Source organism: Enterococcus sp. DIV0840 (genome assembly GCF_050527835.1).
Taxonomy (GTDB): domain Bacteria; phylum Bacillota; class Bacilli; order Lactobacillales; family Enterococcaceae; genus Enterococcus_L; species Enterococcus_L ureasiticus.
This window is the reverse complement of the sequence record NZ_CP172876.1, coordinates 602,778-627,640: the sequence shown is the minus strand read 5'-3', so window position 1 is coordinate 627,640 and position 24,863 is coordinate 602,778. Positions and strand designations below refer to the sequence as shown.

Genomic DNA, 24,863 nt, shown 5'->3' with positions numbered 1-24,863 from the left:
TTAATATAACAAGAATAAATTATTTTAAATAACATATATAAAAGAGTTTTTTCGTTAAAAAAAATAACCTTTTTCAGATCTATTTTTTTATTTATTCGCTCTGCTATGTAAAATTTCTGTGTTTTTTGAGTTTGATAAAAACAGCTAAATTTAGGTGCGAGTCTCCCAGTGATTTCATGTGCACTTATGGTTCGCACCTAATTTTCTTATTAAAATATCAATGGTGCTTCCACATCAAAGCTCTCTTTTGCCCCTACATGTTCTACTTTATTTTGATAATTATTTCCTAATCGATAAATACGTAAACTGTCTAATTCTTCATCAATTAAATCAATCAGTTCTTTCTTTAACTTAGTTAATTCAGTTGCATCAACAACACATTCAAACACAGAATTTTGAACGCGCTGTCCATAATCTTGGCACTTCTTTGCTACCTTCCTCAAACGGCGAGTTCCATTCTTCGAACTTGTCGCTACATCATAAGTGATCAAAACTAACATACTTTTCACCTACTTCCATAGAAATGGTGGATAACCATCTAAATCAGCTCTTAAAAAGCGGCTTAACAATAATGCTTGGGTATAAGGAACTAATCCCCAATTGATTTTCTCGCCTAAAAATGGATGCTGGATTTGCTCCTGTTTCTTTTCTTGCCACTTTTGAAAAAAGGTTCGCCTGCCATCATCCGTCAAAATCACTGCACCACTTTCTTTTTTTACAAAATCCTTTTCTGTCACCATTTTTTTATTAATCAACGTCAAGACAAAACGATCCGCATAAATTCCTCGTAGTTCTTCCATCAAATCTAATGCTAATGAAGCTCTCCCAGGTCGATCTTGGTGCATAAAACCAACATAAGGATCAAGTCCAACTGTTTCCAACGCCGCTGCACATTCTTGCGCTAATAAAGTATAAGCCAAAGAAAGCATCGCATTTACATTATCCAAAGGTGGTCTGCGATTTCGGCCATAAAAACCAAAATCACTTTTCTGCTGTAAAATCATTTGATCAAACAAAAGAAAATAGCGATTCGCTGCTTGCCCTTCAATTCCTCTTAATGATTCCAAATCACCAACTTGACGAATATCTTCAATATATTTTTTTAATTCTCCAGAAATTTGTTTAAAGCGCTCAACATCAACTCTCATCGGATTTTCTCTTGTCATTCGTTCCAACATCCAACGTTGATTGTATAATTTACCGATGATGAAATGGCGGGCAATTTCCAAGCTTTCTGCTTCAATATCAGATAGACGATATTGCTTTTTCCGCAATGTTACATTTCCCGTTGTACCACCAGTAACTCGACTTCCGAATTTACCAGTATTCGTCAAAAAAGTGATGCCAATATTTTTTTCAGCACATTTACGCATTAACGCTGGACTAGCACCTAAATAACCAGAAGTGACAATTGCTTCTATATTATGAAGTGGTACTCGATTTTTCTTTTCGTCTATTTTAACCACAATATTCTCACCATCTAAAGCCATATATGCATCTGAGGATGTTATAAATAAAGTATTCAACAGTTTTTTCATTCACATAACCTCCGATCTAAATAGCCTTTGACTGTTTGAATATTCATTAATTTAGGTAAACAACTATTTTGTAGCGAACATTTTTTACAAAAGTTTCCAGTTTTAACCTTAGGTGTGTAGCGTCTTGTCCAGTATTGATGCATTTCAGCAACATTTTTCTTAAGTTCTTCGCGCAAAACAGGCGTAATGTCGATTTCTTCTCTGCGTTTTGTTTCATGGTAATAGAGATACCCTTTTGGTACCTTGCAAACCAACATTTCTTCTAAACAAACTGCCTGTGCGGTCAATTGTAAAATATCACTTAATTCTTGTTTAGGCTTCCCATGTTTGTATTCAACAGGAATCGGTGCAAAGGTTCCTGATTCTCCGTTTAAAGGCACACCATCTGGATCTTGTACAAATTCCACGACATCACAGATTCCGGTAATTCCTAAGGTTGGTGAATGAATAGGCAACGCACGAACAATCAAACGATCTTTAAGCTTTTCTCGAATCGTCGGCTGATCGGCTTTTTCGTGTAAATACTGTCCCTCTAACGTTAAAACATTTTCTTGCCATTGTTGTTCGATATGGATCAACGCCCATTGACGACGGCAAAAGAGAAAATGTTGAATACCTGAAATCATCAAATAATCTTGTTCATCGTACATATTACAGCCCTTCGATAACGGTTAACTTGATTCCTTCAAGTGGCTCCACTGTTACTTTGTAATCATCAAATGATTTCGCACGGTCGACTTCAGGAATTTTTTCTATTTTTACAGAACGGTGAACTTTTGCTGAAGATGCTTTTCCCATTTTACTTGGATGTTCCCACCAGTAAACTTTTTCTACAGCCATACTGCCGTCTGGGCGAGCGGATGATGCGTCGTTTTCAAAAAGAGTCGTTAAGGCTTCTTTGATTTTTTCAGCATCTGCTTCGGTAAAACCTGTTTTTTCGGCTAGTTGGACATTGATACTGCCGTTGAAGACGTAGACGCCGAAATCTACGAAATGTTTGGTTCCCATGGTGTCAGAGCTTTTTCCGCCACCCTCACTGACTGAATTGACACTTTTCGTGATTTGCATTGTATTAATGTCGATTGGTTCAAGGCTAACTGCAGTTTGAATGGAAACTGGGCCACGAACACCTACAGAAAGTTCCAATCCCTTAAAAGCAAATACCTGTCCGAAACTACGCGTATCAATCCATGTTTTACAAGCTACCTCACTAAAGCGGTTGACATCCGCTTTCTTTTTATCCGCAGCAATTTTATTTAATTCTTCAATTGAATCCACTCGGTCCTTCAAACTCTTAAGTCCGTCATCTGCACGATCGTCAGACTGTACAAAAATTCTTTCGCCTAAGTCTTGTAGGCGATTACGTATTTTACGTTTGATTGCTACATCGGAAATTTCACCATAGCCTTCAAAATTTTGACGTGGTCGATTCCCGTTTAGTGGGTCACCATTTGGATTTGCGTTTGTCACTGATGTAATTACCTTGAAGTCGATTTTGTGTGTTAAAGTTGTCATGATTTATACCTCCGTTTTCTCTTCTACTTTTTTCTTTAAATCTGCTCTTTGGCTGTAATAGCCTAATAAATATTTTCCATCCAAAGCTTTATCTGTAAAATGGTCAAATTCAAAAGAATCACCAATTTCATCTAATAATTTTTGGTAGTAACTTCCTTTTCCTCTTAACCTTGCTTGATATGGAATCAAATTTTCCTGAATAATTCTCCATGTTTTCAACGGATGATTACTAAACGCATTCATATAGCGAATCGCATTTGTACTTCTATTAATTCCCGCCTTATACAAAGCACGTTCTTCCAAAACATCAGCTACAGCCAACATTCTCCCAAATAAATAACTTCTATCTTTCTGATTTTTATCTAAAGCCACATTTTTTTCCCCCTTTTTAAAGTGTTTATTCATTACAGCACAGGCAATACTTAATGTTTTTTCCCATTCCCATTTTTCCATGCTTACAGGATTTGACGCTCGTTGCAGGAGCTTCCTAATCAGATTTATCGGAATCATTTTTCCATCTACAACGCAAGGAAACAATTCTTGGATTGTGTTTTTTATTAGGGTATCACTAGCCCGTGCACCATAAGCCGCTTCAGCGATATCTCTAAGTGACGGAGCGCCCCAAAATGTGTAACGTTGTTTATTTTTACTACCATGGGTATGTCGCCAGAAACAAGTTTGATGCCATTCTTCAATACGAGTAAAGTATTGTTCTTTTTCAAAGGAACGATAGTATAAAATGCCCATTCTTCCAGAGGTAGCAGCATCTAAAATCATGATGTAGATTGGCTCATGGTAGGCAAGCTTTATGCTATATCCATTCAAAGATTTCTTAAATAACTCAGAAAATTGTTGATGCGTTGTCTCTGGATTTAATAGAATTTCTGCTTCTTCATCTTTAGCAAAAATAGCATTAAAATCAAGAAAATCAGCACTTGATTCTTCTGGATTAGGCACCTCTGTTTCTTTTCTTCCCCAAGTTAAGAAGACTCGTCCATCCAAAATAAATGCTTGTTTACCAATCAGCCATTTCAGCGCATTATGTCCTTTTTGGGAGACTTCGTAACTAATCGAAGCGACTTGATTTTTATCAGTAAAACGACCTTTATACGTAAAATTTGTAGAATCATTCCCTGAGATTAATTTCGCCATATCTCCGCCATAGCGTACTTTTGAAGGATGGTTTTCTGTCAGTGGTAACATTTCTCCAGTGACATAATCTAACCCTTCGTTCGTCAGTTCGTTTGTATAATAAGCAACAAATAAATCAATTATTTCTTTATCTCCCCAGAGTGGTCGTTTTCCTTTCTCATGATCTTGGACTGCAAATCGAACAAATGAAGTTGATTGTTCACCAACTACTACACTAAATAACGGCGGCTTCTCACCAAGTTCTGGTTCTAACTCTTTTGACCATTTTGGGATAAGTTGATGTTTTTTCTCAACCATTACATTTGCTTGCACTAGATCTTCAATCAATTGTCCTTTTTCTAAATACTGCAACACACTTTTAACAGCTGTCGGAGAATAATCTGATTCGCACCATGCCTGCAAATTTTCTAAATACATCTGATGAGAATTTTTTCCAGCTTTATTCTTTTTGTAAACACCACCATATTTCTCGAAATCTCCCGCAACATAGACTAAATTATCATGGATTAAATGTGGTGCAGAAGTTGAACCTGATCTTCCAGCTGACTCAATGGTTACAGGAATCATTGTTTGAGCCTCTTCTTTTGGTACTACACTTGCTGAATAAAATTTACCATCCAGCGTAACCGTGACTTCTATCTGTGCATTTTGGCAAGCATGAGCTATTGGTAAAAGAACGATTTCTTTTCCGTAAGATGTTCGTTGGACTTTCCCAACTTGGTCAATATTCTCTTCGTAAGTTTCATATAAATCATTTAACCAACTCACTATTCGTCCTCCTCTTCTAAGGCTTCAAATAAATGATCGACAGTTTCTATTTCTGTTGATTCAAATATTTTCGCTTGCATTGTTCTAAGTGATCGAACTAAAGTGCATTCTTCTGGACGTTGAAACTTAATGATGCCTTTTTCCATAATCGGACGCCACAACCGAACAGCTAGCTCATCTTTTCCCGTTTCATCTGGATAGGATAATCCATGCACCATCGTGCCAAAATGTAACTCTCCTTCATAATCGTCATAGTGACCATTGGCTTTACCAAATTCAACAGGTTCTACATAGCCTTGACATTCTCTTGTCCCCAAAAATATATCTCTACGTCCACCAGCTTTGATTGACCGTTTCAAAATTTGATAATGTTTGTCTTCATTCCAATCACCTTTTAAATCTGGACGATGTTGATTAAACTCAAAATGGACTTTCACTTCATAGACAGGCTTTTTCAAATACGTATAGTACGCTAAATCACTGGCACTGCTGTCATTGTATTTCATTGGCCGCATTCCTTTAGATTCCATTTGAATCGAGTTCATCACGCGAACTTCATCAATGTAGTACAGGATTGATGGTTTCCAATAAATGCTTTCTGTGATTCCTTTCAGTGCTTGATAAGTGGGAACTTGATAGGTCATTTTTTCACCACCCATTTTTGTCAAAGGGTCAGTAAAAAGGGCATATTCACCTTCAACTCTAAAAGAAATTTGATTTTTATATTTCATCGTTGCATCCTCCTTAATTTAAAAGCGGAATGGGCTCATTCAGTCTCGACTGGAAAATAGGAAAAATTGACTGAAGTGATCTTTACCTCATTCCATTTTTGTCTTTTTCCCGAGAGACTAGCCCATGCAGCTAGATAATACTAAAATTCTATATAACCACTCGCCGCTTCCGCTTCTAAATCGATACCAAATTTCAAATCGTATGCATTACTCGTAAGTGCTAAAATATCTCCATTTAGAAGTGGATAAATACTGCTAGTTTTTTGAAGTTCCATCAATTCAGGCTGAAAAACATTGACCATATATTGCTGAGCTTTTTTTAACGTGGGCGCATACTCTTCTGGTCTCAGCTCACCATTTAAATCCGCAATCAATTCATTCCCGTCTTCATACGGGACAAGCACTGATGTCGTTGGACTATCAATAACTTGAAAGTATTTCCCTACAGTTTTAGGACTGCTTCTAAAAGCCAAAATAGGAGCAGAACCATGCGTTCGTTTATAATGTTCCAGCGCGTTAGCACCTTCTCCTAATAGACTAAATAGATTTAGTGATGTCTTCTTAACTGGGTAGTTTAATTCATTTTTAAAGCGATCATAATATCGATTAAAATACCGTTTTTGAACTGTATGAGAGAGTAGTTCTTCTTGATCTACTTCATTTTTTTCTTTCAGAATATCTAATGTAATTTCTTGCCCTTGTTTAATCTCTGGTAAATGAGATAAATTTTCAAGATCTGCTGAAAGGTTGACTAGATAGACTGGTTGTTGTTTGGTTTCTCCATGTCGATTACAACGTCCTGCGGCTTGGGCAATTGAATCTAAGCCGGCTGCTGAACGAATCACGGATTGAAAACTGATATCTACGCCAGCTTCAATTAATTGGGTTGTGATGCAAATTAATTTTGTCTCACTATTTTTTAGTTTCTCACGTAGCTCATCCAATAAATCTTTCCGATGTTTAGCACACATTGAGGTGCTTAAATGATACAATTCAACATTACCTAATTGCTGTTCCTCTAAATATTGATATAAATCTCGAACAGCCTTTTTTGTATTTAAAATAATCAGCAAATTATCTTTCTCAGCTAAAATTTCTTGGCTGAAATCAGCTAAAGTTTCAAGCTTCCATAGTTCATCTGTTGTTCGGTCAATGACCTCTACTCGTTTAAAACTTAGCTTCTACTTCTGATAGGTTAGAAACCATTTCTCCATCTGATTCTTTAGCCAATGCTCGACCAACATTTTCTAAAGATGGCTGAGTGGCTGTGCATAAGACACTCGTTGTTCTACCATATTTTCTTAAGAAGTTTAGACTTTCATTGAATAAATGAGTGCAATTAGTTGGAACACCTTGCGCTTCATCAAAAATAATAACGGCATTGGTTAAATTATGAAATCGGCGTGGGTTGCGGGTCCCTCGACTATAAATCGTATTTAGAAACTGCACCATTGTAGTAAAGATTACAGGGCTTTCCCAATTATCTTTCATTAGTGCTTGTTTTTGTTCTAACGCTTCTTTTTCTGCTTCTGACTCTTCCAGCTGATTTTCTTTCATTTCTTCCTGATCCGTAAAAACGTTGGAATGATGCTCTAGAATATTTGCTTCGTCTTTTAAAATTTCTCGAACTGTCGCAGCATTTTGCTCTATAATTGTTGTGAATGGCACAACATAAATGATGCGCTCTTTTCCATGTTTGATAGCGTGATTCAAGGCAAAACGTAAACTGGCTAAGGTTTTTCCACCTCCTGTTGGAATCGAAAGGGTGTAAATTCCCGTTTCTCTTTCAGCAAAAGCTTTACATTGATCTGACATCTGCCCACGAAGTTGATTGATTGGTGTGTCAGCTTTAAATGTTGAAATATATTCTTCTAGGGTGTCACTATAAGATTTCAGCAATATTTGGTTCTCATGCGATATAAATTGTTTATCTTCTTCAAATAACATCGTATTCGTTCGGTCAGCATCCAGTAAGCAACTATAAATAAATTTCAAAAGGTAAAATGTATCATTTTGTTTGACTCTGCTTTTTCCATTTAATTGATAAAGCCCTTTCAATTCTTCTATAGCTTCTAACAGTAATAGTTGAAATTCTTCTTCTGACATTATTTCTTTAAAAAAACGAGTTTTAATCCGCTCATAGTCAACAACATCTATTTCAGCTACTCGCCTAAGATAGTCAGAGGTTGCTTCTCCTTCTGGGGTTAAAAAGTCTTGCAAACCACGGCTACTATGATGAGAAATAATCGCATTGCCCACCAATTCAGCAAGAATATATGAAAATGGATCACGACTATTTTTATGGCAATAATCAAAAAGCAGTTTACCACCTGCAGTTGAATGATCCACGCTACCACGTGTCACACTTTTCGGATCAGCCACAGCTTTTTTCAAATAATTTTGGAATTCGTCGGAATATTTTCCTAGGTCATGTAGCAAACCAGCTAGATAGCCTGTTTTTCTTAGGCTCATTTTCGCGCCCCAATCAGCACTTAATTCGGCACATTCTACTAGATGATTCTTTAGTAATTGCTTTTCTCCATCTGATTTTCTTACATGTGCTATAAACATACTTCTACTCCTTAATTACTTTCTAAATGTCTTAAATACATTATATCATTTATAAAAAAAAGAACTATCTAAAATTTTAAATAGTTGGATTAATTTTTTGAATTAAAGAACAAAAGATAGATAAGCATTAATACTATCAATAACAGGATAAGCAAAACAGAAAAATTAATTTGCACAGCCCAAAGTTTATCTGCCATAACTACAATGAGTGCACTAATAGCTACCAACAACAATTTTTTTACATTTTCTCTGTTAATCATTTCATTATTATCCTTTCTACCCCACTTTATATATAGACACTGAATTGAACGTTTTATATATCTACTAATTCATAGTAATTCATAAATAATATTTTGTCAATTATATTTATCTAAATAGCTTGAATAAAAATATTATGTTATAATTTAAATTGGTTTTAGAACCTGTCACATTTAAAATGTGTGGATTGAAATAATTCTGTGTCTAGTAGCTAATGATAATACTAGCCCTAATTCTAAAATTTGGGCTAGTTTTCATTTATCTAATTAAGTCTATTCTCAATAAATGAAACTACTAAGCAAGAAATACTTGACTTTACCTTTCTTTTCATATATCATATAAGTAGAAAATAATAAGCAATAGGTTCACCAAAGACCCCATCACTTTCGAGGAGTGATGGGGTTTATTTTGGCTTTTAGCCGCTTCCTAGTTCTGCCGATTATCAAGCCAGTGTTTGAATAGTCCTAAGACTACTCCAACAATAATCGGACCAATGATTGTGGAAAATAAAATAAGCAATGGCTCACCTCCTTCATGCGATCAGTATCGCCATCGCAAAAGAGAAAGCGACCACTTTTAGCATAGCAAAGGTTTTGCTTCTCGCTATCTTTTCCTCGTAAATAATTCTGTTTTTGTCAAATTTGTCCTATTCTTAAAATCATTTTGACTATTTCCACTAATTTTAACTTCGCAGAAAAAAATCCTCAATTTCAAAAAAATGTTGTTATTTTTCCTTATATATAAGGAGCATGATTTTCGTGTTATTTAATGCCTTACCACAAAAAAATCCATTGTGAATCAGTCACTCTTTATGTATAATAAAATGCATAGGATAGAAATAACTAACATTAAAAATAAATAAATTGGCTCTTCGTGGTCTGGCGCCAACCAAACCAGAAGCCTTGTTTAAACAGCAGTATCTGTAAAACAACTTTGCCAATAGCGTAAGAATCGATCTATTTTTTGTTGGACACTTCTATAGTGACAACACATTTTATAGTTTCTTTATCTTGCCTATTTGTAGACGATTACAGGTCATCTGTGGATCGTCTTTTTTTATTTCTATCCTACAAATTTTGAGAAAAAGAAAAATAGGCACTTCATTGTTCGGCGCCAACCGTTCAATGAAGCCCTGAATAGAAAGCAGTATCTCTCTATCCAAGTTGCCCATTTACCAGTACCGTAGTACCAGCTTCTTTATTGTACCTAATTCTTGTAAGAATTTCTAGACACTTTTGAAATTTTTCTCCGAATGCTCAAAGAAGTTCCCGACATACTGGTCATAATTCAACAATAGAGACGGACAGCTTTAACCATTTTCTTTGGCTCTACATAAAAAAATCAAACAAAGAGAAAAGGAGCATTACCATGAAAAATTCCGTCATCTGCATCAAAACTGTCCCATATCAAGAGATTTTAAACCTTCGGGATTCACTCGAACGTTTAGAATCCTGGAAAGAACCGCTGGAAGTTCTGGAAAAGTATTTTACCAATCCCACTACGCCAATCAATAAAAAGCAAGTAGTCAAACAATACTATGCTAGTGCAAAATTGTTTGAGACGTTTCATAAAGAGTATGCGTTTTTGATAGCTGAATCACAAAAACAATTAACTAGTATTATACAAAATCAAAAGATCTGATCAAAACAAAAGAATTTTTAAATGTTGCGCAAGATTTCCTACTAAACTTCAATTTCCCTTTTTAAAACAAAAAAATGCTTAGAAACGAATGATCATATTCTAAGCATTTTTCTATTCTTTATTTACATGCATCTTTCCTATACCCGATTGTTACAACAAGAGTTAAAACAATCTACTAAAATACTCAAAGTATAATATTATCCTTCAAAATCTCCATATCTGTAATCACAATCTTCCGCTCCTGAATCCTAATCGCGCCTAAATCCTTTAACTGCTGCATCATCCGATTCACGCTACTAGCAGAAGTAATCCCACAAAAATGTGCTATCTCTTCATTCGTCACCACAAAATCAATCAACAAGCCATCTTCGATCTGCACGCCAAACGTGTCATACAACTCATAAATCTGTGTACAAACCGCACCAAATTTTCCATTCATCAACATCTGCTGCATCTTCTTCATCGAATACATCAAACGAACCCGATAATAATCTTTCACATACATCTGCAGTTCTTTGCTTTGATTGATATCCTTCCAAAACTGAACCCGATCGATCTGATACAATTCTGCTTGCTCTGACTCGATTCGAATGTTAAACGGCGCATCTATAAACTGAGAATATTCATCTCTCAAAAGTGACACAATTTCCAAACTATTGATATATCTAAGATTAAATTCTCGTCCGTCCGGCGAGATAACACTGGTTTTGATGATACCACTTTTTAAAATATAAGCATAACGATCTTGCAAACCTTCATAAGTAAGGTAGGTTCTTTTTTTCTTTACTACTATTGGAAATGAATGTTCATCTAAGTATTCTTGTAACACGTGGCTATCCATTTACTAACTCCTCATCATCTATATGAAAATTTTCTGTAAAAATTCTACTCTTATTTAAGATGATAACACATCGAAAAGCAACAACAAATGTATATGACTTTTGTTATGTTTTTTTGTTAACAACTTTTTTTGAAAACAAATCCGCATTTTTTTTAACAACTTTTTTCGTATAGTAACTATACAACTGGCTTTCAGAAAAGGATTGTAATTTGCAATTTAAGCTTATCATAACAAGAAAGAAGGAACATTCAACAATGACGGAACATTCAGAAGAAAAGTTATTCAATAAAGGTTTTATTAGCATCACCTTGATCAATTTTGTGGTCTATCTGGTTTATTACTTATTGATGGTGATCATTGCGGTAATTGCTCAAGACACTCTTCATGCTTCCTTAAGCCAAGCGGGTCTTGCCTCTGGAATTTATATTATTGGTACCTTATTTGCCCGCCTATTTATGGGGAAAATGCTTGAACTGCTTGGACGAAAAGCTGTTTTAAGATATGGTGCTTTGTTTTATCTCATTACAACGATTGCGTATCTCTATATTCCAGGTATCGGCATTCTTTATTTGGTTCGTTTACTGAATGGCTTTGGTTACGGAACAGTATCAACTGCAACAAATGCGATTGTAACTGCTTATATTCCTAAGTCAAAACATGGTGAAGGGATCAATTATTACGGATTAAGCACTAGTTTAGCTGCCGCAATTGGTCCTTTTATTGGAATGATTTTGTTAAATACAACAAGTTTTTATTTTATTATTTTGTTTTCGATCGTGCTTATTTTCCTTACAACGATTGCTTGTTTTATCTTCCCGGTAAAAAATATTCAATTAAGTGCTGCGCACAAAGCCAGTTTATCTCGTTGGACAATTGATAGTTTTATTGAAAAAAAAGTGCTATTCATTTCTTTTATTGCCTTTTTGATGGGCCTTTCTTATTCAAGCGTGCTCTCTTTTCTTTCCTCTTATGCCAAAGTGATCGATCTGGTCAGCGCTAGTTCCTTTTTCTTTGTGGTCTATGCGTTGGTGATCACAGCGACTCGTCCAATGTCTGGTAGAATCTTTGATGCTCGTGGTGAAAATGCAGTGATGTATCCTAGTTTTATCTTTCTAACTGCAGGACTGTTGTTGCTGAGTGTGACAACAAGTAGTTGGATGTTGTTTGTTTCAGGTGGATTTATTGGTTTGGGTTATGGTACGTTTATGTCTAATGGCCAAGCGATCTGTTTAAAAGCCAGTCCAAATAGTCATCGAATCGGTATTGCATTATCCACTTACTTCATTGGACTAGATCTTGGTTTAGGTGTCGGACCTTATGTTTTAGGCGAATTACGCAGTTTTCTTTCATTCCAAGGGTTATACTTCGTTGCAGGTTTGATTCCAGTGATTTGTACGATTCTTTACGCCTTATTTTACCGATCAAAAGCACCCATTTATGAAAATAAATTGAATGAACAATAAAGGAGACCTATGATGAATACAGATGAACATATGCTTGAAGTTTTACAAAAGACTTTAGCTAAAATTGACGAATTAAACGCTCGCTTAGGACATATTGAAAAAGATCTCACTTCGATCGATAAGTATCAAATGAATATGGATCACCATGCAAGAGCAATCGAAGCTGCGACTAAAAATAATAATATCATGTGATCAATCAATGAGAACAAAAGAAGCTTAGGGGACTAAGAAACTTTCGTTCTCATTTTTTTATCTTTTTAATCTAATTATCGTGTATTTTTATTGATTATTTTAAAATAAGTATTATGATTCACAAAGGAGGGATAAAACTATGAAAATTTTTTTTATGAAGAAAAGTGATCAGCAGAACTTTGAACTATTCAAACTAATTTTATTTAGTAAAAATGGTCTCTCTGTCAATCTAATTGCAGAGAAATCTGATCTGTCATTAAATTTGATTTACCGAAAACTTAAATCACTTAACGATGACTTAGCGGTACTCTTTCCTCATGGACATGTTCGTCTGATTAAAAATGATATTCTTTTTACTATTTTTTTAGATAATTCGATAAATGTAAGCTTTGTTATTGATACATTAAGACTTCATTATATCCAACAATCCCATGAATACTTGATTTTTCATTCTGTGCTATTGAACTATTTTATAAGTGTTGAAGCGCTCTCTCAAAAGATCAACTTAAGTGTAGCTCAAACCTATAAAAGTCTAAATGCCATCAACAAATTCTTAAGCGATTTCGACATTAAACTCATCTTTACAAGAGATAAATCGCGGTCAAATTTTCAGGGGTTGGAGACAAATATTCGCTTATTTCTTTTTTATTATTATTGGTCGGTTTTTAAAGGTGTTGTTTGGCCCTTCAGAGACTCTTTAGCCTATCTTCAAGATATTGATGTTCCTATATGTAATGTTTCGCAATCTCAAAAAAGATGCGTTTGAAATATTATCAAACCATATGTGCATGGAGAATTCTTTATAGGAATAAGCTAATAGATCTTGATCCTGATTTTTTAGAAGTGATACAATTATTTAATACTATTCATCCAATCAAATTTTCAGTTGATATGAATATTTCTGGAGAAGTTCTTGCTCAAGAGGAAAGCTATTTTGGCTTTCTATGTCGGCTTTTTATCTATAATACTGATACAACAGCTCAGAAGCTAGACATAGCTAACGCCTTTATTGAGTCTGATTTGCCACTTTCTAAGAGTTGTATATTTATTTTGGACAGAGTCTATGCAGCATATGATATCAAGCCCAAGCGTGAGGATTATCTTTTTTCTTATTACGCTCTCTTGATTGCATTGACTTCCATCACATACTTATCCATCGATAATAGTGAATGGCTTGAAAATGACCAAAATCTCTCTAATTTAGGTACTGATTTTGCTGATTTTCCGCAAATAGAAATCGAACTTTCAGAACTTGCACAACAATTATTTTTGGAAGCACCTTATCTTTGCGAATTAAAATCAAAAGGTTTTTCCACCTATATTGTTTATTTATTTTATTTCTTTATAGACTCCTCTAAAAAGTCACAACAGTTAAAAATTTGTATTTAATATTCAAAAAATCAAATCACCACAGCAGAAATGAAAAAAAGTCTCTCAAGTTTCTTTAGCTCTGAATCAATTGTCTTTATTGATGAATCTGAACAATCAGATATTCTGATTTCTGATTGCTATGAAAAAGATTACCCTAATGAAAATTTCTTTTATTTTGATAATCCTTTGGATAAAAATGAATGGCAATCGTTATTAAAATATGTTAGTAACAAGTTATATGAAACTATCTTTTACAAACAAATATAGCTGTTACTTGAATTTAGGCTATCACAACCTTTTTTTCTGTCTCAGATAATAAAAAATCAGAGTCGTTAATATGTTAACGACTCTGATTTTTTAAAACGCTGGTGTCAACGTCTCACTATATTTCGTTTCCAATAACTCTCGAACTTTATCGCTCGTCATTGCTTTTTTCAATGCTTTGATTTTATCTGAATCTTTGTTGTCTTCTCTAGCAACTAAACTGATTGCAAAACGATCATCTACTTTTTCCTCGAGTAAGATAGCATCTTTCGGTGTCAAACCAATTTTCGCAATATACGTTGGATAGTTGTAGACCATCGCAATATCCTTTTCATTATACGCTTCTGCTAGATTCAATAAATCAACAGATACCCATTCAAATTTTTTTGGATTTTCAACAATGTCTTTGATGGTTCCATTAAAGCCCACGCCTTCTTTTAGTTTGATTAGACCTGCATCGTCTAAGATTGCCAAAGCACGGCCTTCATTCGAAACATCACTTGGTAATGCAATTTTTGCACCTTCTGGAAGGTCCTTGATATCTTTATATTCTTTAGAATAAAACCCAACTTTAGCATTGTATATTTTTTGCACTACAACTAAATTACCTTCTTTTTCTTCATTGAATTTTTGCATGAATGGCTCATGTTGGGCAAAGTTTGCATCGATTTCTTTGGCATTCAGTAACTCATTGTATTGAATATTGTCATTGACTTGCACTAATTCTACTTTGTAGCCAGGTTCAATTTCTTTTGCTGCTAACTCAACTACCTCAACAGTTGATGGAATATGCGAAGCGACTTTGATAACTTGGTCTTCTTTTTTCTCTGTATCAGCCGCTTTTTTTTGACCACCACATCCTACAACTGCTACCCCCGCCAACACTAACATACTGATCAATAATTTCTTTTTCATGATTTTGCTCCTAACTATTATTTTTTATTTATTTTTTTAGCCAACCAGCTACCGCTGACCTGTATCAAACTGACAAAAATGATCATAAGGACAATGGCCGTATACATCACAGCATATTCGTAGCGTTGATAGCCATAACGCAATGCAAAATCACCGATCCCGCCACCGCCAATCACCCCCATTACAGTTGAATAAGAAACCATACTAATAATTACTGACGTCAAAGCGAGGACTAACCCCGAACGCGCTTCAACATACAAAAAACGAAAGATCAATTGAAACTTGGTACTGCCTAAAGATCGTGCAAGTTCTAAAATATCATTGGGCATTTCTAAGAGCACTTGTTCCACAAGCCTGGCGTATATTGCGACGGCTACAAAACTTAACGGTAAAGCTGCGGCATACGTACCAAAGGCTGTTCCTAATACAAATCGAGTAAAAGGAATAAGTGCAACCACAAACAATAAAAAGGGAAAGGAACGAACAATATTAATATAGCCATTCAAGAAAATTCCTATCCAATGATTGGATTTAGTTGGTGTTTTTTTGGTTAAGTAAACAAAGGTTCCAATCGGTAATCCCAGCACCACTGCAGCAACGATCGAAATCATAATCATGATGCCACTTTCCGACAAAGCTTTCGTTAGTTCTGGAATGTAATAACTAATTTTATCTATATAGGCTGTCATCATCCCAAACTCTCCTGAACTCTTTCATAATATGTCCCAAATTGTGGCTGTTGTTGTCCTTTTTGAATTGCTATCGTTTCCAGCACTTTACCCTTTTCTAAAATAGCGGTTCGGTTGCATAACTGCTTGATCAAATTTAATTCATGGCTGACGATAACCATCGTTGTTCCGAAAGTTTGATTGATTCTCCGTAATAATTCCATGATGTCATATGCATTTTGTCCGTCTAAGGCAGAAGTTGGTTCATCACAGAGCAATATTTTAGGTTGTGTGATCAATGCTCGAGCAATACCTACACGTTGCTTTTCACCGCCACTAAGCTGTTTGGGATAATGCTCTCCTTTCTCTGACAAACGGACAAAGTCCAACACTTCCTGAACCCGTTGTTGATCATAGGTCTTATTTAAACGCAGAGGAAGGGCTATATTTTCGTTCACCGTTTGGTTGTAAAGCAAATTAAATTGCTGGAAAATCATACCGATTTGTTTACGATTTTGTCGTTGTTCTGCCTCATTTAACTGCATCACATCGACTCCAGCTACTTTGACTGTACCTTGACTTGGTTGTTCTAACGTATTGATCATTCGTAATAGCGTTGATTTCCCAGAACCACTTTCACCGATCACACCAAATAACTCGTGGTCTTTTATTTGCAGGTTGACATTATCTAAGGCTTTAACAGTCGCTTTATTATGGCTATAATTTTTCGAAACTTGTTCAAAAGTAATCATGTTATTTCCTCCAACTTAATCGACCAATAACTGAATAAATTCAGCTTTAGAAACATTGTTAAAATAATCACCTACTGTGATTTCAGCTAATCTTTGCTTAATTGCTTCCTGATCATAGTGACACCCAATCAATAAATCCGCTATTTCCTCTGTCTCTTTTTGGCTAAAATAATCACCGTAAATCGCAATTGATGAAATTCGGCCTTTTTCTACAGAAATATTGGCTTCTATTAGTCCACCTTTGAATTTCTCTTCTCTTTTTATCGTATACATAGGTTCTTCACCAAAGACCCAAGCATCATTTCCATAAATTTCTACCACTAATTGATCGATTGCCTGTTCATCTTCTGGCGTTAGCAGATATTCTTGTGTTTTGATTTCTTCCATTGTTTTAGCATTAAATAGATGCAGAAGTAAACGGTCTCGGAATGCTTCAGTGGAAATTCCTTGATATTCTTTCGCTAGATAAGGTTTGAGATTGGTCACACGGCTTCTGACCGATTTCGTGCCTTTTGATGCCAGTTTTTTTTCAGAAACTGTCAATACTCGACTCACTTCGTCCAAATCAACATCCAACATCAATGTACCATGGGAATACATTTTCTTATTCTTCGTATACATAGCATTTCCGGAGAATTTTTTCCCATCAATCAGTAAGTCATTTCGACCGCTGATTTCAGCACCCATTGCGCCCATCTCATGTAACGCCTCGATGATTGGCTGGGTGAATAACTTAAAATCCCCAAAAGACTCATGATCTGCATTCACAACAAAGCTAAAACTCAAATTCCCCAAATCATCATACACCGCACCGCCACCAGATAATCTTCTAGTAATCGTGATTTGATGTTCCTTTGCATATTTCAAATCAACTTCTGCTCGTACGTTCTGATTGCGCCCAACGATAACACAAGGTTTTTGAATATAAAATAAAACAAGCGGCTCATCGAATGTTTGTTGATTTAGTAGATATTGTTCCGTCGCTAAATTTCGGCGAATATCGTGAGAGGGCATAATAACATAATACATTTTATTCCTCTTTTCTTATTATTCAACTTTCTATAAAAGTGCTTTCAATAGAAAAGCTAAAAACTTTCTGATAATTCCAATAACAGGTTTAGTCTATCATTCCTAATTATAATATTACATATATTTGCTCAAAAAAGCTTTATATTATGAGGAAAACTGATATTTTATATAACAGAAATTTGCATTTGAGACAGTTTTTAGTACACAAAAAATGTAATTTAGTTGAGAGGAATCAATTTCAATGGCTAGACAAAAATTAAAATTCCACATCATCCTCATGGCGCTAAAAAATAAGAGGGGAGACAAAAGTGAAAAGACCTTTTGACTCACCCTCTATTCAGGTTCTAAGTAACTAAGACATAGATTGAATACCTGTATTGCACATTTATTTTATTTTATTCTTAATAACAGAAAGAATCTCCTGCACATTATCTCGAATAAAGAAGTGATCTCCTTGGAAAATCACTTGTTGACAGTCGGGTCCAATTAGATCGATCCACTCTTTCAACTCACTTTTTTCCTCTTTTGTTCCGTTAAAGATCAACACTGGACAAGCTATTCTTGTTTTCTTCCAGTTAAAACTGAATTGATTTAATAAGGTCAAGTCTTCTCTTAAATAGTCAGTTACTAGCTCTAAAAGTTCAACCTCTTCAATCACTTCTTTAGGAATCCCGCCTAGTTTAAAGAAAAATTGATTGAATTTTTTAGCAGGCGCACTTAGAATCGCTTCATAGCTCTTTGAACGAAATATTTCGCTTCCAGAAAATATTAACAATTTTGGTTGCTTGATTGTCATTTTTTCGATTTTTTTGTAAATATCTGCAACAACTCTTGCTCCCATACTATGACCAAATAAAATATATTCTTTGGTAAAATCCACACATTCTAATACTTGCTTCATGGTTTTATCAATCAACCTACGCCAAGTCTCCGCTCTTTCAACAAAGCTTCTACGACCGCGTCCGTCATATTCAATTTGAATAATTTCAACTTCTGAATCATTCAATGCCAGCCATTCTTTATACGGATTTACGATACTTCCTGCATAAGGAAACATTACTAATTGAATCATCTTTTTCTCCGCTCTCCATTCTCTAACGTAATTCCAGTTCAAATTGATCGTAAGCTTTTTGCAGGAGCTTATCCAATTGATTTTTCTGGCTGATATTTTCTGGATAAATCAGTACTAATTGATCTAAATACTTGTTGATCACGATCTCGAATCCGTCAATATGAGTCATTTTTTCCACTTGTTTTTTGGTCATCGCAAAAGTCTCCGTCGTCAATTCAAAAGACGTTTGATTATTGATTGAATAAATTTCTTTACTTGTATAACGACTATCGATTTTACTTAACTCATCGATCAAGCTGATTTGATTCTCCAGCTTTAATTGCTGTAATTGCTGCATTTGCTCTTGTATACCGCTGTTTGACTGACCAAGTAACATAGGCCATAGATCGATAAACGGTCCAATCAATTGCGCAAAATCAGCTGGTAAGTACTTTCTATTTTCGTGCACTACATAGACTGGGACTGCTTTAAAATCATCGATTTTCTGATTTTTCCGAATGACTATTTGAGCTAAATACAAAATAAATGCACAATGAGTTTCAGCATAATATTTTTTTGTCTTTTCACCTAAATTTAGTGTGGATAAACCAATGGAAAATTGTTCTTCTGGCTCTTGGTTAGCATACAGATACTCTTTGCTTTTTTTAAATAGTAAAAGATGTTCCTCAAGTTCTTTCAAATCTGCCTTCTCTTTGATATTAGATTGAGGCAGAGTATAATCGATTACGACTTTGGGATTTTTTACTGGGTTCATGATGTACTCTTTTATCTGATCATAAAAGATCCCTTCACTATACTTATCCCAAATACTATGAGAAATCAGCAGATGTAAAATCGTTGTTTGTTTATTTATTTTGGTAAGCAGCATATGATACAGATTATTTGATTTTCCATTTTTAAATCCTGCAGCCATTTTGCTTTTTATTTCTTGTTGGAAAAGGAGCCTTTCCTCTTCAGATCTGGTACTTAAATCAACGAACGGAATAGTAAGTGTCTCATTCAATTGGTGCTCATGCAAAACATACTTATTTCCCTGATAGCTATAACTTGTTCGTAACATTGCTTGTTCTTCAACTACTTGTTTTATAGCCTTCTCTATTCGTTCTTGGTCCGTTGTGTGCAGTTCAAATGGCGCATAGACCATGGTCTCTTCCAAGGTGTCTAAAAATATTCTTTGCATTGCTGAAGGTTGGATTGTTTGCTTAATCGGACAGTCCTGCCAACTGAGTGGAATAAACAAATCGGCTTCAGCTATCGTTTGCGGCGGTTCACTTTGTAAAAAGCGTACTATTTGGTCAATTTCTACTAAAAATCGTTCGCTTACTTTTTTGATAAATTCTTCTGAAAAGAGACGATTATCATAAACGATATTACAATTCAAATTCTTGTTTACAATCACTAAATTGACTGCAATCGGCGTTCCAAATTGATTGTTAGGGCTAACTTCATCGCCTTGCGGTGCTGGGCTCATCGTAAATAACTGCTCTGATTGTTGTGACTCATTAAACTCACCTGAATAATTGAACGTCACCATTGGTTCATTTTTAGAAATTTCTGGTCGTATAGTCTTAGCCAGTCCATAGCCGATGCCATTTTTAGGAACTTCATTCAATGAACGACTGACTTCTAAAATATCAGCTTCTAAACTAGAATTTCCTAATGAAAAAGCAACTGGATAAGTAATCGTAAACCAACCTACTGTCCGATCGATTTCAATTTCTTCTGTCAATTGTTCTCTTCCATGTCCTTCCATCAATAATGAAACAGCTGAATTTCCAGTAACATTAGCGAGTGTTCTGGTTAAAGCCGTAATCAAGATTTCATTGACATAGAAATGATTGAAACGATTTTTCTGTGTTAAAAGTTCACTTGTTTTTTCTACACCCAACTGAGTGGAAAGGATCATTGAGCGATTATTTCTTTCAGAGCTTACGTGATCTTGCAGCTGACTCTTCTCAACAATCGCTGCTGTTTCTTGCCAAAATGATAGTTCTTCTGCTAGCACTGCGCTCTTACTATAATCCGCTAATTCTTGACTCCATTTTTGATAGGCCATTGTTTTTAAAGGCAATTTGATTTGCTGGTTATTCATAAGTTTTTTATATGCTGCTTCAAGGTCTTCTAAAATGATCTTCCAAGAAATTGTATCCACAACTAAATGGTGCGCAATCAACAACAATAAACTCCGGTCCTTAAATTGATATATAACTGCTTTAAATACTTGGCCATTTGCTAACGAAAGATTCGCCTGAGCGCTATTACTCAATTTTTGTACGGTTCGATAGATTTCTGTTGTTTGATCAAACCAGTCGATTGTCTGACTTTCTTGTTCAAAGTCGTAATGATCTACGGTAAAAGAGGCTACCGTATCTATCGTTTTTATTGATTGCCCGCCACTATATTCTGCTCTTAACATATCATGATGGCTCATTATTGCTTGTAATGCTTTTGTTATTTTTGCTTTATTTAATTGCTCTGTCGAAAATTCTAGCATGATCGATTGATTAAAGTGATTTGGCTCAGCTAATTGTTCATCAATGAATTTTTTTTGAATCGGCGTAAAAAGAACCGCTCCTGTCACTTCGCTTTGGTCGAGAGCTATTTTTTTATTTTGTTTAAGATTTTGACTTAGTTCCTTGATCGTGCGATATTGAAGAATATCATTGATCGTTAAGGAATAACCTTGTTCTTTCAGTTTTGATACAATGCGAATAGCTTTGATTGAATCGCCACCTAAATCATAGAAATCTTCATTTATCCCAATCTCATCTAGATTAATAATTTCCTTAAAAATTGCTAAAATATTCGTTTGGACTTGTGTTTCCGGTCGTTCTTTTTCTTCTTTATTCAGATTATCCTTATATTCAGGCAGTTGATCGACTGCTAATTTTCCATTTTTAGTAATTGGTAACGAATCTAAAAGAATAATCTCTTTTGGAATCATGTATTCTGGCAGTTGCTCTCTTAACTGTTCTTTGATCCGTTTACTCGATAGGTCATTTGTGGAACTTACATATGCAATGAGTTGCTTTTCAGCTGACGTTTTACTTTCAACCACTTGTACAGCAGCTTCTTTGATTTCAGAAATACTCAATAAATGTACTTCAATTTCTTTAAGCTCTATTCTAAAACCACGAATTTTTACTTGTTGATCGATTCGACCTAAAAATTCAACTTGTCCGTCTTCATTCCAGCGAACCAAATCTCCAGTTTTGTATAGTTTTTCACCACGTTTAAAAGGATTTTCTACGAATTTTGCATTTGTTAGTTCTGCTTGGCCTAAATACCCTCGTGCAAGTCCAACACCACCTAAATATAATTCTCCTGGCATTCCGATTCCACAAAGTGAATCTTCTGAAAAAATTAAGGCTTGAGTGTAATTGATCGGCTTACCGATTGGGATCACTTGCATAAATGAGTCAGTGATTTCGTAAGTCAAAGCAAACGTTGTACATTCAGTTGGACCATATCCATTCACTAAATGCGTGTTTTGATTGGCTTGCTTAAATTTAGAAACGTGATAATTTGATAGCTTTTCACCACCGATAAGTAGATAGCTTAGTGCTGAAAAAATCTGATCATTCAAGGAAACTAATTGGTTAAATAACGAAGACGTCAACCACATTACATCGATCTGATTTGTTTCAATCATTTCTTTTAATTTGTCAGGATCAACTAAATTTTCGATTTCCGATAAATACAAGGTTCCACCATTCAATAATGCTCCCCAGATTTCAAAGGTACTTGCATCAAAGGTTAGCGAGCCTGTTTGTAAAATATTCGGTTGATCAAGTTGGACATAATCAGGCTCTTTGACTAAGCGGATAATACTTTTATGCTCGATCATCGTTCCTTTGGGTTCCCCTGTCGTACCAGATGTATAAATCACATAGGCTAACGAGTCTTTTGATAGTACGGTGGGCTGATAGTGAGGCAGATCATCTACAGACTTCAGATCAGCTGATGTTACTTGGGCTATAGAAAAATCATCATCTTGTTGAGCTACAGTAAAATCAATCAATAGTGCTGCTTGGCTTTTTTCCACGATTTCCTTGTTCCTCTTTTTCGGACTTTTAGGATCTAATGGCAGATACGCACAACCTGCTTTTAAAATACCTAAATAGGCTGTGATCGTTTGAATTTCTCTAGCAGCAATGATAGCAACAATCTCTGATTCCGCTTTTCTTGCTTGAATCAAAGAAGCGATCTTCGTTGATTCATGATCTAATTCAGCATAGGTCAGAGTTTGATTCACTCCTACTATGGCAATACTTTGAGGCGATTTCTCTACTTGTTCTTTGAAATAGTTGATGACTGTAGCCTCTTTTTTTACTTCACATTCCAACCTGTTAAATTGAGTCATGATTTTGTCTACTTCTTCTTGCTCTAAACAAGAAAGCGCGCCAATCGGTTTGGTTGTATCCGCCAAAATAGCATCCATCATCGTGACAAAATGCTGCTGCATTCGTTCAACAGTTGATTTTTTCATCAAGTTTACATCGTATTCCCAAACTAGTTCTATCTGATTTTCTACTGTCCCTAGGTTAAATATCAAATCAAATTTCGCCACATGAGAATCCCTTGGTACCTCGGTTAATTGACTATCGCCTAACGCTACATCTAGTTTTCCATTGCTTTGATAGTTAAATAAAATATCAAAAATAGGGTTTTTATTTTCGCAAACAGGTGCGTTCAAATCCTCAATGATCTCATCTAATGGATAATCTTGGTGATCAAAAATCCTCATCAGCTTATGCTTCATTCTATCCAAATACGTAATAAAGTTTTCTTCTGGTTGTATAGTATCGTTGATTGGAACTGTATTCACAAACATCCCTAATAAGTTTTGAATATCTGGATGATTTCGACCAGACATCGTAGTACCAATCACAACTTCTTCACTACCTGAATATTTCGATAAGAAGATTATAAAACAAGCAATAAAAACCATATAGTTTGTTGTACTCGTTTTTTCAGTCAATTGGTTTAATTGCTTGGTTTGCTCGACAGATAAGCAAGTACTGATTGTCTCACCACGATATTCGCGTTCTTTAGGACGTGGATAATCGTAGAACAATTCAAATTCTGGTAGTCCGTTTGCAAATTCATCTAACCAAAATTGTTTACTTGCTCCTTTATCTTTTTTTCTATGCCAAGCACTGTAATCTTTATATTGTAACTTCACGGGTTGTAACTGTTCATTATTGTATAGCTGACTTAATTCTTCTAAAAAAATCCCCATTGAACCACCATCCATAATAATATGATGGACATCAACTATTAGATAGCATTCACCTGTTACGAGTGTGCAATAACACACTCGTAATAAAGGCAATAGATCGATGGAAAAAGGTCGAACAAATTCATCCATGATCTTAGAAAGAGGTTGTATTGAATCGGTTATCATTTCAATTTTGAAATGATACTCCTCTTCCACGATTTGGCCAAATTTACCGTCGATCATTTCAAAAGAGGTTCTTAATACTTGATGACGTTTGATCATTTCATTCAATGCTATTGTTAGTTTTTCTACATCAATCGGCTGAGATAATTGAAAAGCAATCGGGATATTGTATGTGATGCTATTTCCTTGTACCTGCTCAATCGTATAAATTCTTTTTTGAGCAGAACTCATTAAATACTTTTTACTCATCTTTACAACTCCTCATCATCCACAATTTCAATACTATCAAGCACTAACGAACCTTCTGCTATTGATTCTTTGACTTTTTCTGCTAAACTCCTAGCATTCTTTTCTTGAAGGATATCACTTAATGGAACTTTTACCCCTGAGAATTTTGAAATACCATTTGCTAACTGAACCGCTTTTAAAGAATGACCGCCTAGCTCAAAGAAATCATCATCGATCCCCACTTGTTTAATTCTTAATATCTCTTCAAATAAACCACAAATCATGGCTTCCAGTTCATTTCTTGGCGCCTCATAAGTATCACGTTGATTCTGCTCTGGTTCAGGTAAATTCCGTTTGTCTATTTTTCCTGATTTTGTAACAGGTAGCTTGTCAATAATCGTTATATAGGCTGGTATCATATAGTCTGGTATTATTTTTTTCAATTGCGCTTTTACTTTGACCTCAGTCAATTCTTCATTTGTTACAAGAT

At 35.2% G+C, this 24,863-nt stretch carries 22 protein-coding genes and 1 pseudogene; 5 read left to right on the top strand and 18 right to left on the bottom strand.

The window, feature by feature from the left end; genetic code table 11:
* Positions 1-209: 209 nt before the first annotated feature.
* The 9 genes from cas2 to IGL98_RS02995 all read right to left on the bottom strand — a co-directional run bounded on the left by cas2 (position 210) and on the right by IGL98_RS02995 (position 9,052).
* Positions 210-500 (bottom strand): CRISPR-associated endonuclease Cas2, encoded by a 291-nt coding sequence (gene cas2, locus IGL98_RS03035; protein ID WP_206844445.1) that lies wholly within the window; start codon positions 498-500, stop codon positions 210-212.
* 9 nt (positions 501-509) lie between these two features.
* Complete coding sequence (cas1c, locus tag IGL98_RS03030) at positions 510-1,538, bottom strand: type I-C CRISPR-associated endonuclease Cas1c (RefSeq protein WP_206844447.1); 1,029 nt, start codon at positions 1,536-1,538, stop codon at positions 510-512.
* Positions 1,535-2,188, bottom strand: a complete 654-nt coding sequence (gene cas4, locus IGL98_RS03025) for a CRISPR-associated protein Cas4 (RefSeq protein WP_206911846.1) — start codon at positions 2,186-2,188, stop codon at positions 1,535-1,537. Before cas4 ends, cas1c begins: the two co-directional genes overlap by 4 nt.
* Position 2,189: 1 nt before the next feature.
* Positions 2,190-3,053, bottom strand: a complete 864-nt coding sequence (gene cas7c, locus IGL98_RS03020; protein ID WP_206911847.1) for a type I-C CRISPR-associated protein Cas7/Csd2 — start codon at positions 3,051-3,053, stop codon at positions 2,190-2,192.
* Positions 3,054-3,056: 3 nt separating this feature from the next.
* A complete protein-coding gene (cas8c, locus tag IGL98_RS03015) occupies positions 3,057-4,973 on the bottom strand; it encodes a type I-C CRISPR-associated protein Cas8c/Csd1 (protein ID WP_206911848.1) in 1,917 nt (638 codons plus the stop codon).
* Positions 4,973-5,704: a type I-C CRISPR-associated protein Cas5c gene (gene cas5c / locus IGL98_RS03010; RefSeq protein WP_206844454.1), complete on the bottom strand. Its 732-nt coding sequence runs from the start codon at positions 5,702-5,704 to the stop codon at positions 4,973-4,975. The genes cas8c and cas5c overlap by 1 nt, the downstream gene beginning before the upstream one ends.
* 140 nt (positions 5,705-5,844) lie before the next feature.
* On the bottom strand, positions 5,845-6,777 hold the full coding sequence (locus tag IGL98_RS03005; RefSeq protein WP_242590141.1) for a helicase-related protein: 933 nt from the start codon (positions 6,775-6,777) through the stop codon (positions 5,845-5,847).
* A gap of 94 nt (positions 6,778-6,871) precedes the next feature.
* A complete protein-coding gene (locus IGL98_RS03000) occupies positions 6,872-8,275 on the bottom strand; it encodes a CRISPR-associated endonuclease Cas3'' (RefSeq protein WP_242590142.1) in 1,404 nt (467 codons plus the stop codon).
* Positions 8,276-8,959: 684 nt separating this feature from the next.
* On the bottom strand, positions 8,960-9,052 hold the full coding sequence (locus IGL98_RS02995) for a type I toxin-antitoxin system Fst family toxin (RefSeq protein WP_206844460.1): 93 nt from the start codon (positions 9,050-9,052) through the stop codon (positions 8,960-8,962).
* 849 nt (positions 9,053-9,901) lie between these two features.
* On the opposite strand from IGL98_RS02995, the gene IGL98_RS02990 reads away from it, so the two are divergent.
* Positions 9,902-10,174, top strand: coding sequence for a hypothetical protein (locus tag IGL98_RS02990; RefSeq protein WP_206844461.1), 273 nt, complete (start codon positions 9,902-9,904; stop codon positions 10,172-10,174).
* A 184-nt stretch (positions 10,175-10,358) separates the two neighbouring features.
* Here IGL98_RS02990 and IGL98_RS02985 read toward each other — a convergent pair whose 3' ends face one another.
* Positions 10,359-11,015: a Crp/Fnr family transcriptional regulator gene (locus IGL98_RS02985; protein WP_206911849.1), complete on the bottom strand. Its 657-nt coding sequence runs from the start codon at positions 11,013-11,015 to the stop codon at positions 10,359-10,361.
* A 254-nt stretch (positions 11,016-11,269) separates the two neighbouring features.
* On the opposite strand from IGL98_RS02985, the gene IGL98_RS02980 reads away from it, so the two are divergent.
* The 4 genes from IGL98_RS02980 to IGL98_RS02965 all read left to right on the top strand — a co-directional run bounded on the left by IGL98_RS02980 (position 11,270) and on the right by IGL98_RS02965 (position 14,059).
* Positions 11,270-12,478, top strand: a complete 1,209-nt coding sequence (locus IGL98_RS02980) for an MFS transporter (RefSeq protein WP_206911850.1) — start codon at positions 11,270-11,272, stop codon at positions 12,476-12,478.
* A 12-nt stretch (positions 12,479-12,490) separates the two neighbouring features.
* Entirely contained in the window at positions 12,491-12,670 is a 180-nt protein-coding gene (locus tag IGL98_RS02975; protein WP_069645838.1) for a hypothetical protein, read from the top strand.
* Positions 12,671-12,809: 139 nt separating this feature from the next.
* On the top strand, positions 12,810-13,436 hold the full coding sequence (locus IGL98_RS02970; protein ID WP_242590143.1) for a helix-turn-helix domain-containing protein: 627 nt from the start codon (positions 12,810-12,812) through the stop codon (positions 13,434-13,436).
* Entirely contained in the window at positions 13,433-14,059 is a 627-nt protein-coding gene (locus tag IGL98_RS02965; protein WP_242590144.1) for a hypothetical protein, read from the top strand. Before IGL98_RS02970 ends, IGL98_RS02965 begins: the two co-directional genes overlap by 4 nt.
* 339 nt (positions 14,060-14,398) lie before the next feature.
* On the opposite strand, the gene IGL98_RS02960 is transcribed toward IGL98_RS02965, so the two are convergent.
* The 8 genes and pseudogenes from IGL98_RS02960 to IGL98_RS02925 all read right to left on the bottom strand — a co-directional run.
* A complete protein-coding gene (locus IGL98_RS02960; RefSeq protein ID WP_206844472.1) occupies positions 14,399-15,220 on the bottom strand; it encodes a MetQ/NlpA family ABC transporter substrate-binding protein in 822 nt (273 codons plus the stop codon).
* Between the two features lie 17 nt (positions 15,221-15,237).
* A complete protein-coding gene (locus IGL98_RS02955; protein ID WP_206844474.1) occupies positions 15,238-15,912 on the bottom strand; it encodes a methionine ABC transporter permease in 675 nt (224 codons plus the stop codon).
* Positions 15,909-16,640 carry a methionine ABC transporter ATP-binding protein gene (locus IGL98_RS02950; protein ID WP_206844476.1) on the bottom strand — a complete coding sequence of 244 codons (732 nt, stop codon included), beginning with the start codon at positions 16,638-16,640 and terminating at the stop codon, positions 15,909-15,911. The genes IGL98_RS02955 and IGL98_RS02950 overlap by 4 nt, the downstream gene beginning before the upstream one ends.
* A gap of 15 nt (positions 16,641-16,655) precedes the next feature.
* The gene (locus IGL98_RS02945; RefSeq protein ID WP_206844478.1) at positions 16,656-17,669 is read right to left on the bottom strand and encodes a lipoate--protein ligase; all 1,014 of its coding nucleotides are present in this window, start codon (positions 17,667-17,669) and stop codon (positions 16,656-16,658) included.
* Between the two features lie 385 nt (positions 17,670-18,054).
* Positions 18,055-18,741, bottom strand: a complete 687-nt coding sequence (locus tag IGL98_RS02940; protein ID WP_206844480.1) for a thioesterase II family protein — start codon at positions 18,739-18,741, stop codon at positions 18,055-18,057.
* 22 nt (positions 18,742-18,763) lie between these two features.
* Entirely contained in the window at positions 18,764-24,394 is a 5,631-nt protein-coding gene (locus IGL98_RS02935; protein ID WP_206911851.1) for a non-ribosomal peptide synthetase, read from the bottom strand.
* Positions 24,395-24,396: 2 nt separating this feature from the next.
* Positions 24,397-24,735: a phosphopantetheine-binding protein gene (locus tag IGL98_RS02930; RefSeq protein ID WP_430605059.1), complete on the bottom strand. Its 339-nt coding sequence runs from the start codon at positions 24,733-24,735 to the stop codon at positions 24,397-24,399.
* 12 nt (positions 24,736-24,747) lie between these two features.
* A pseudogene (locus IGL98_RS02925) lies at positions 24,748-24,858 on the bottom strand (hypothetical protein); the annotation flags it as partial.
* Positions 24,859-24,863 lie beyond the last annotated feature (5 nt).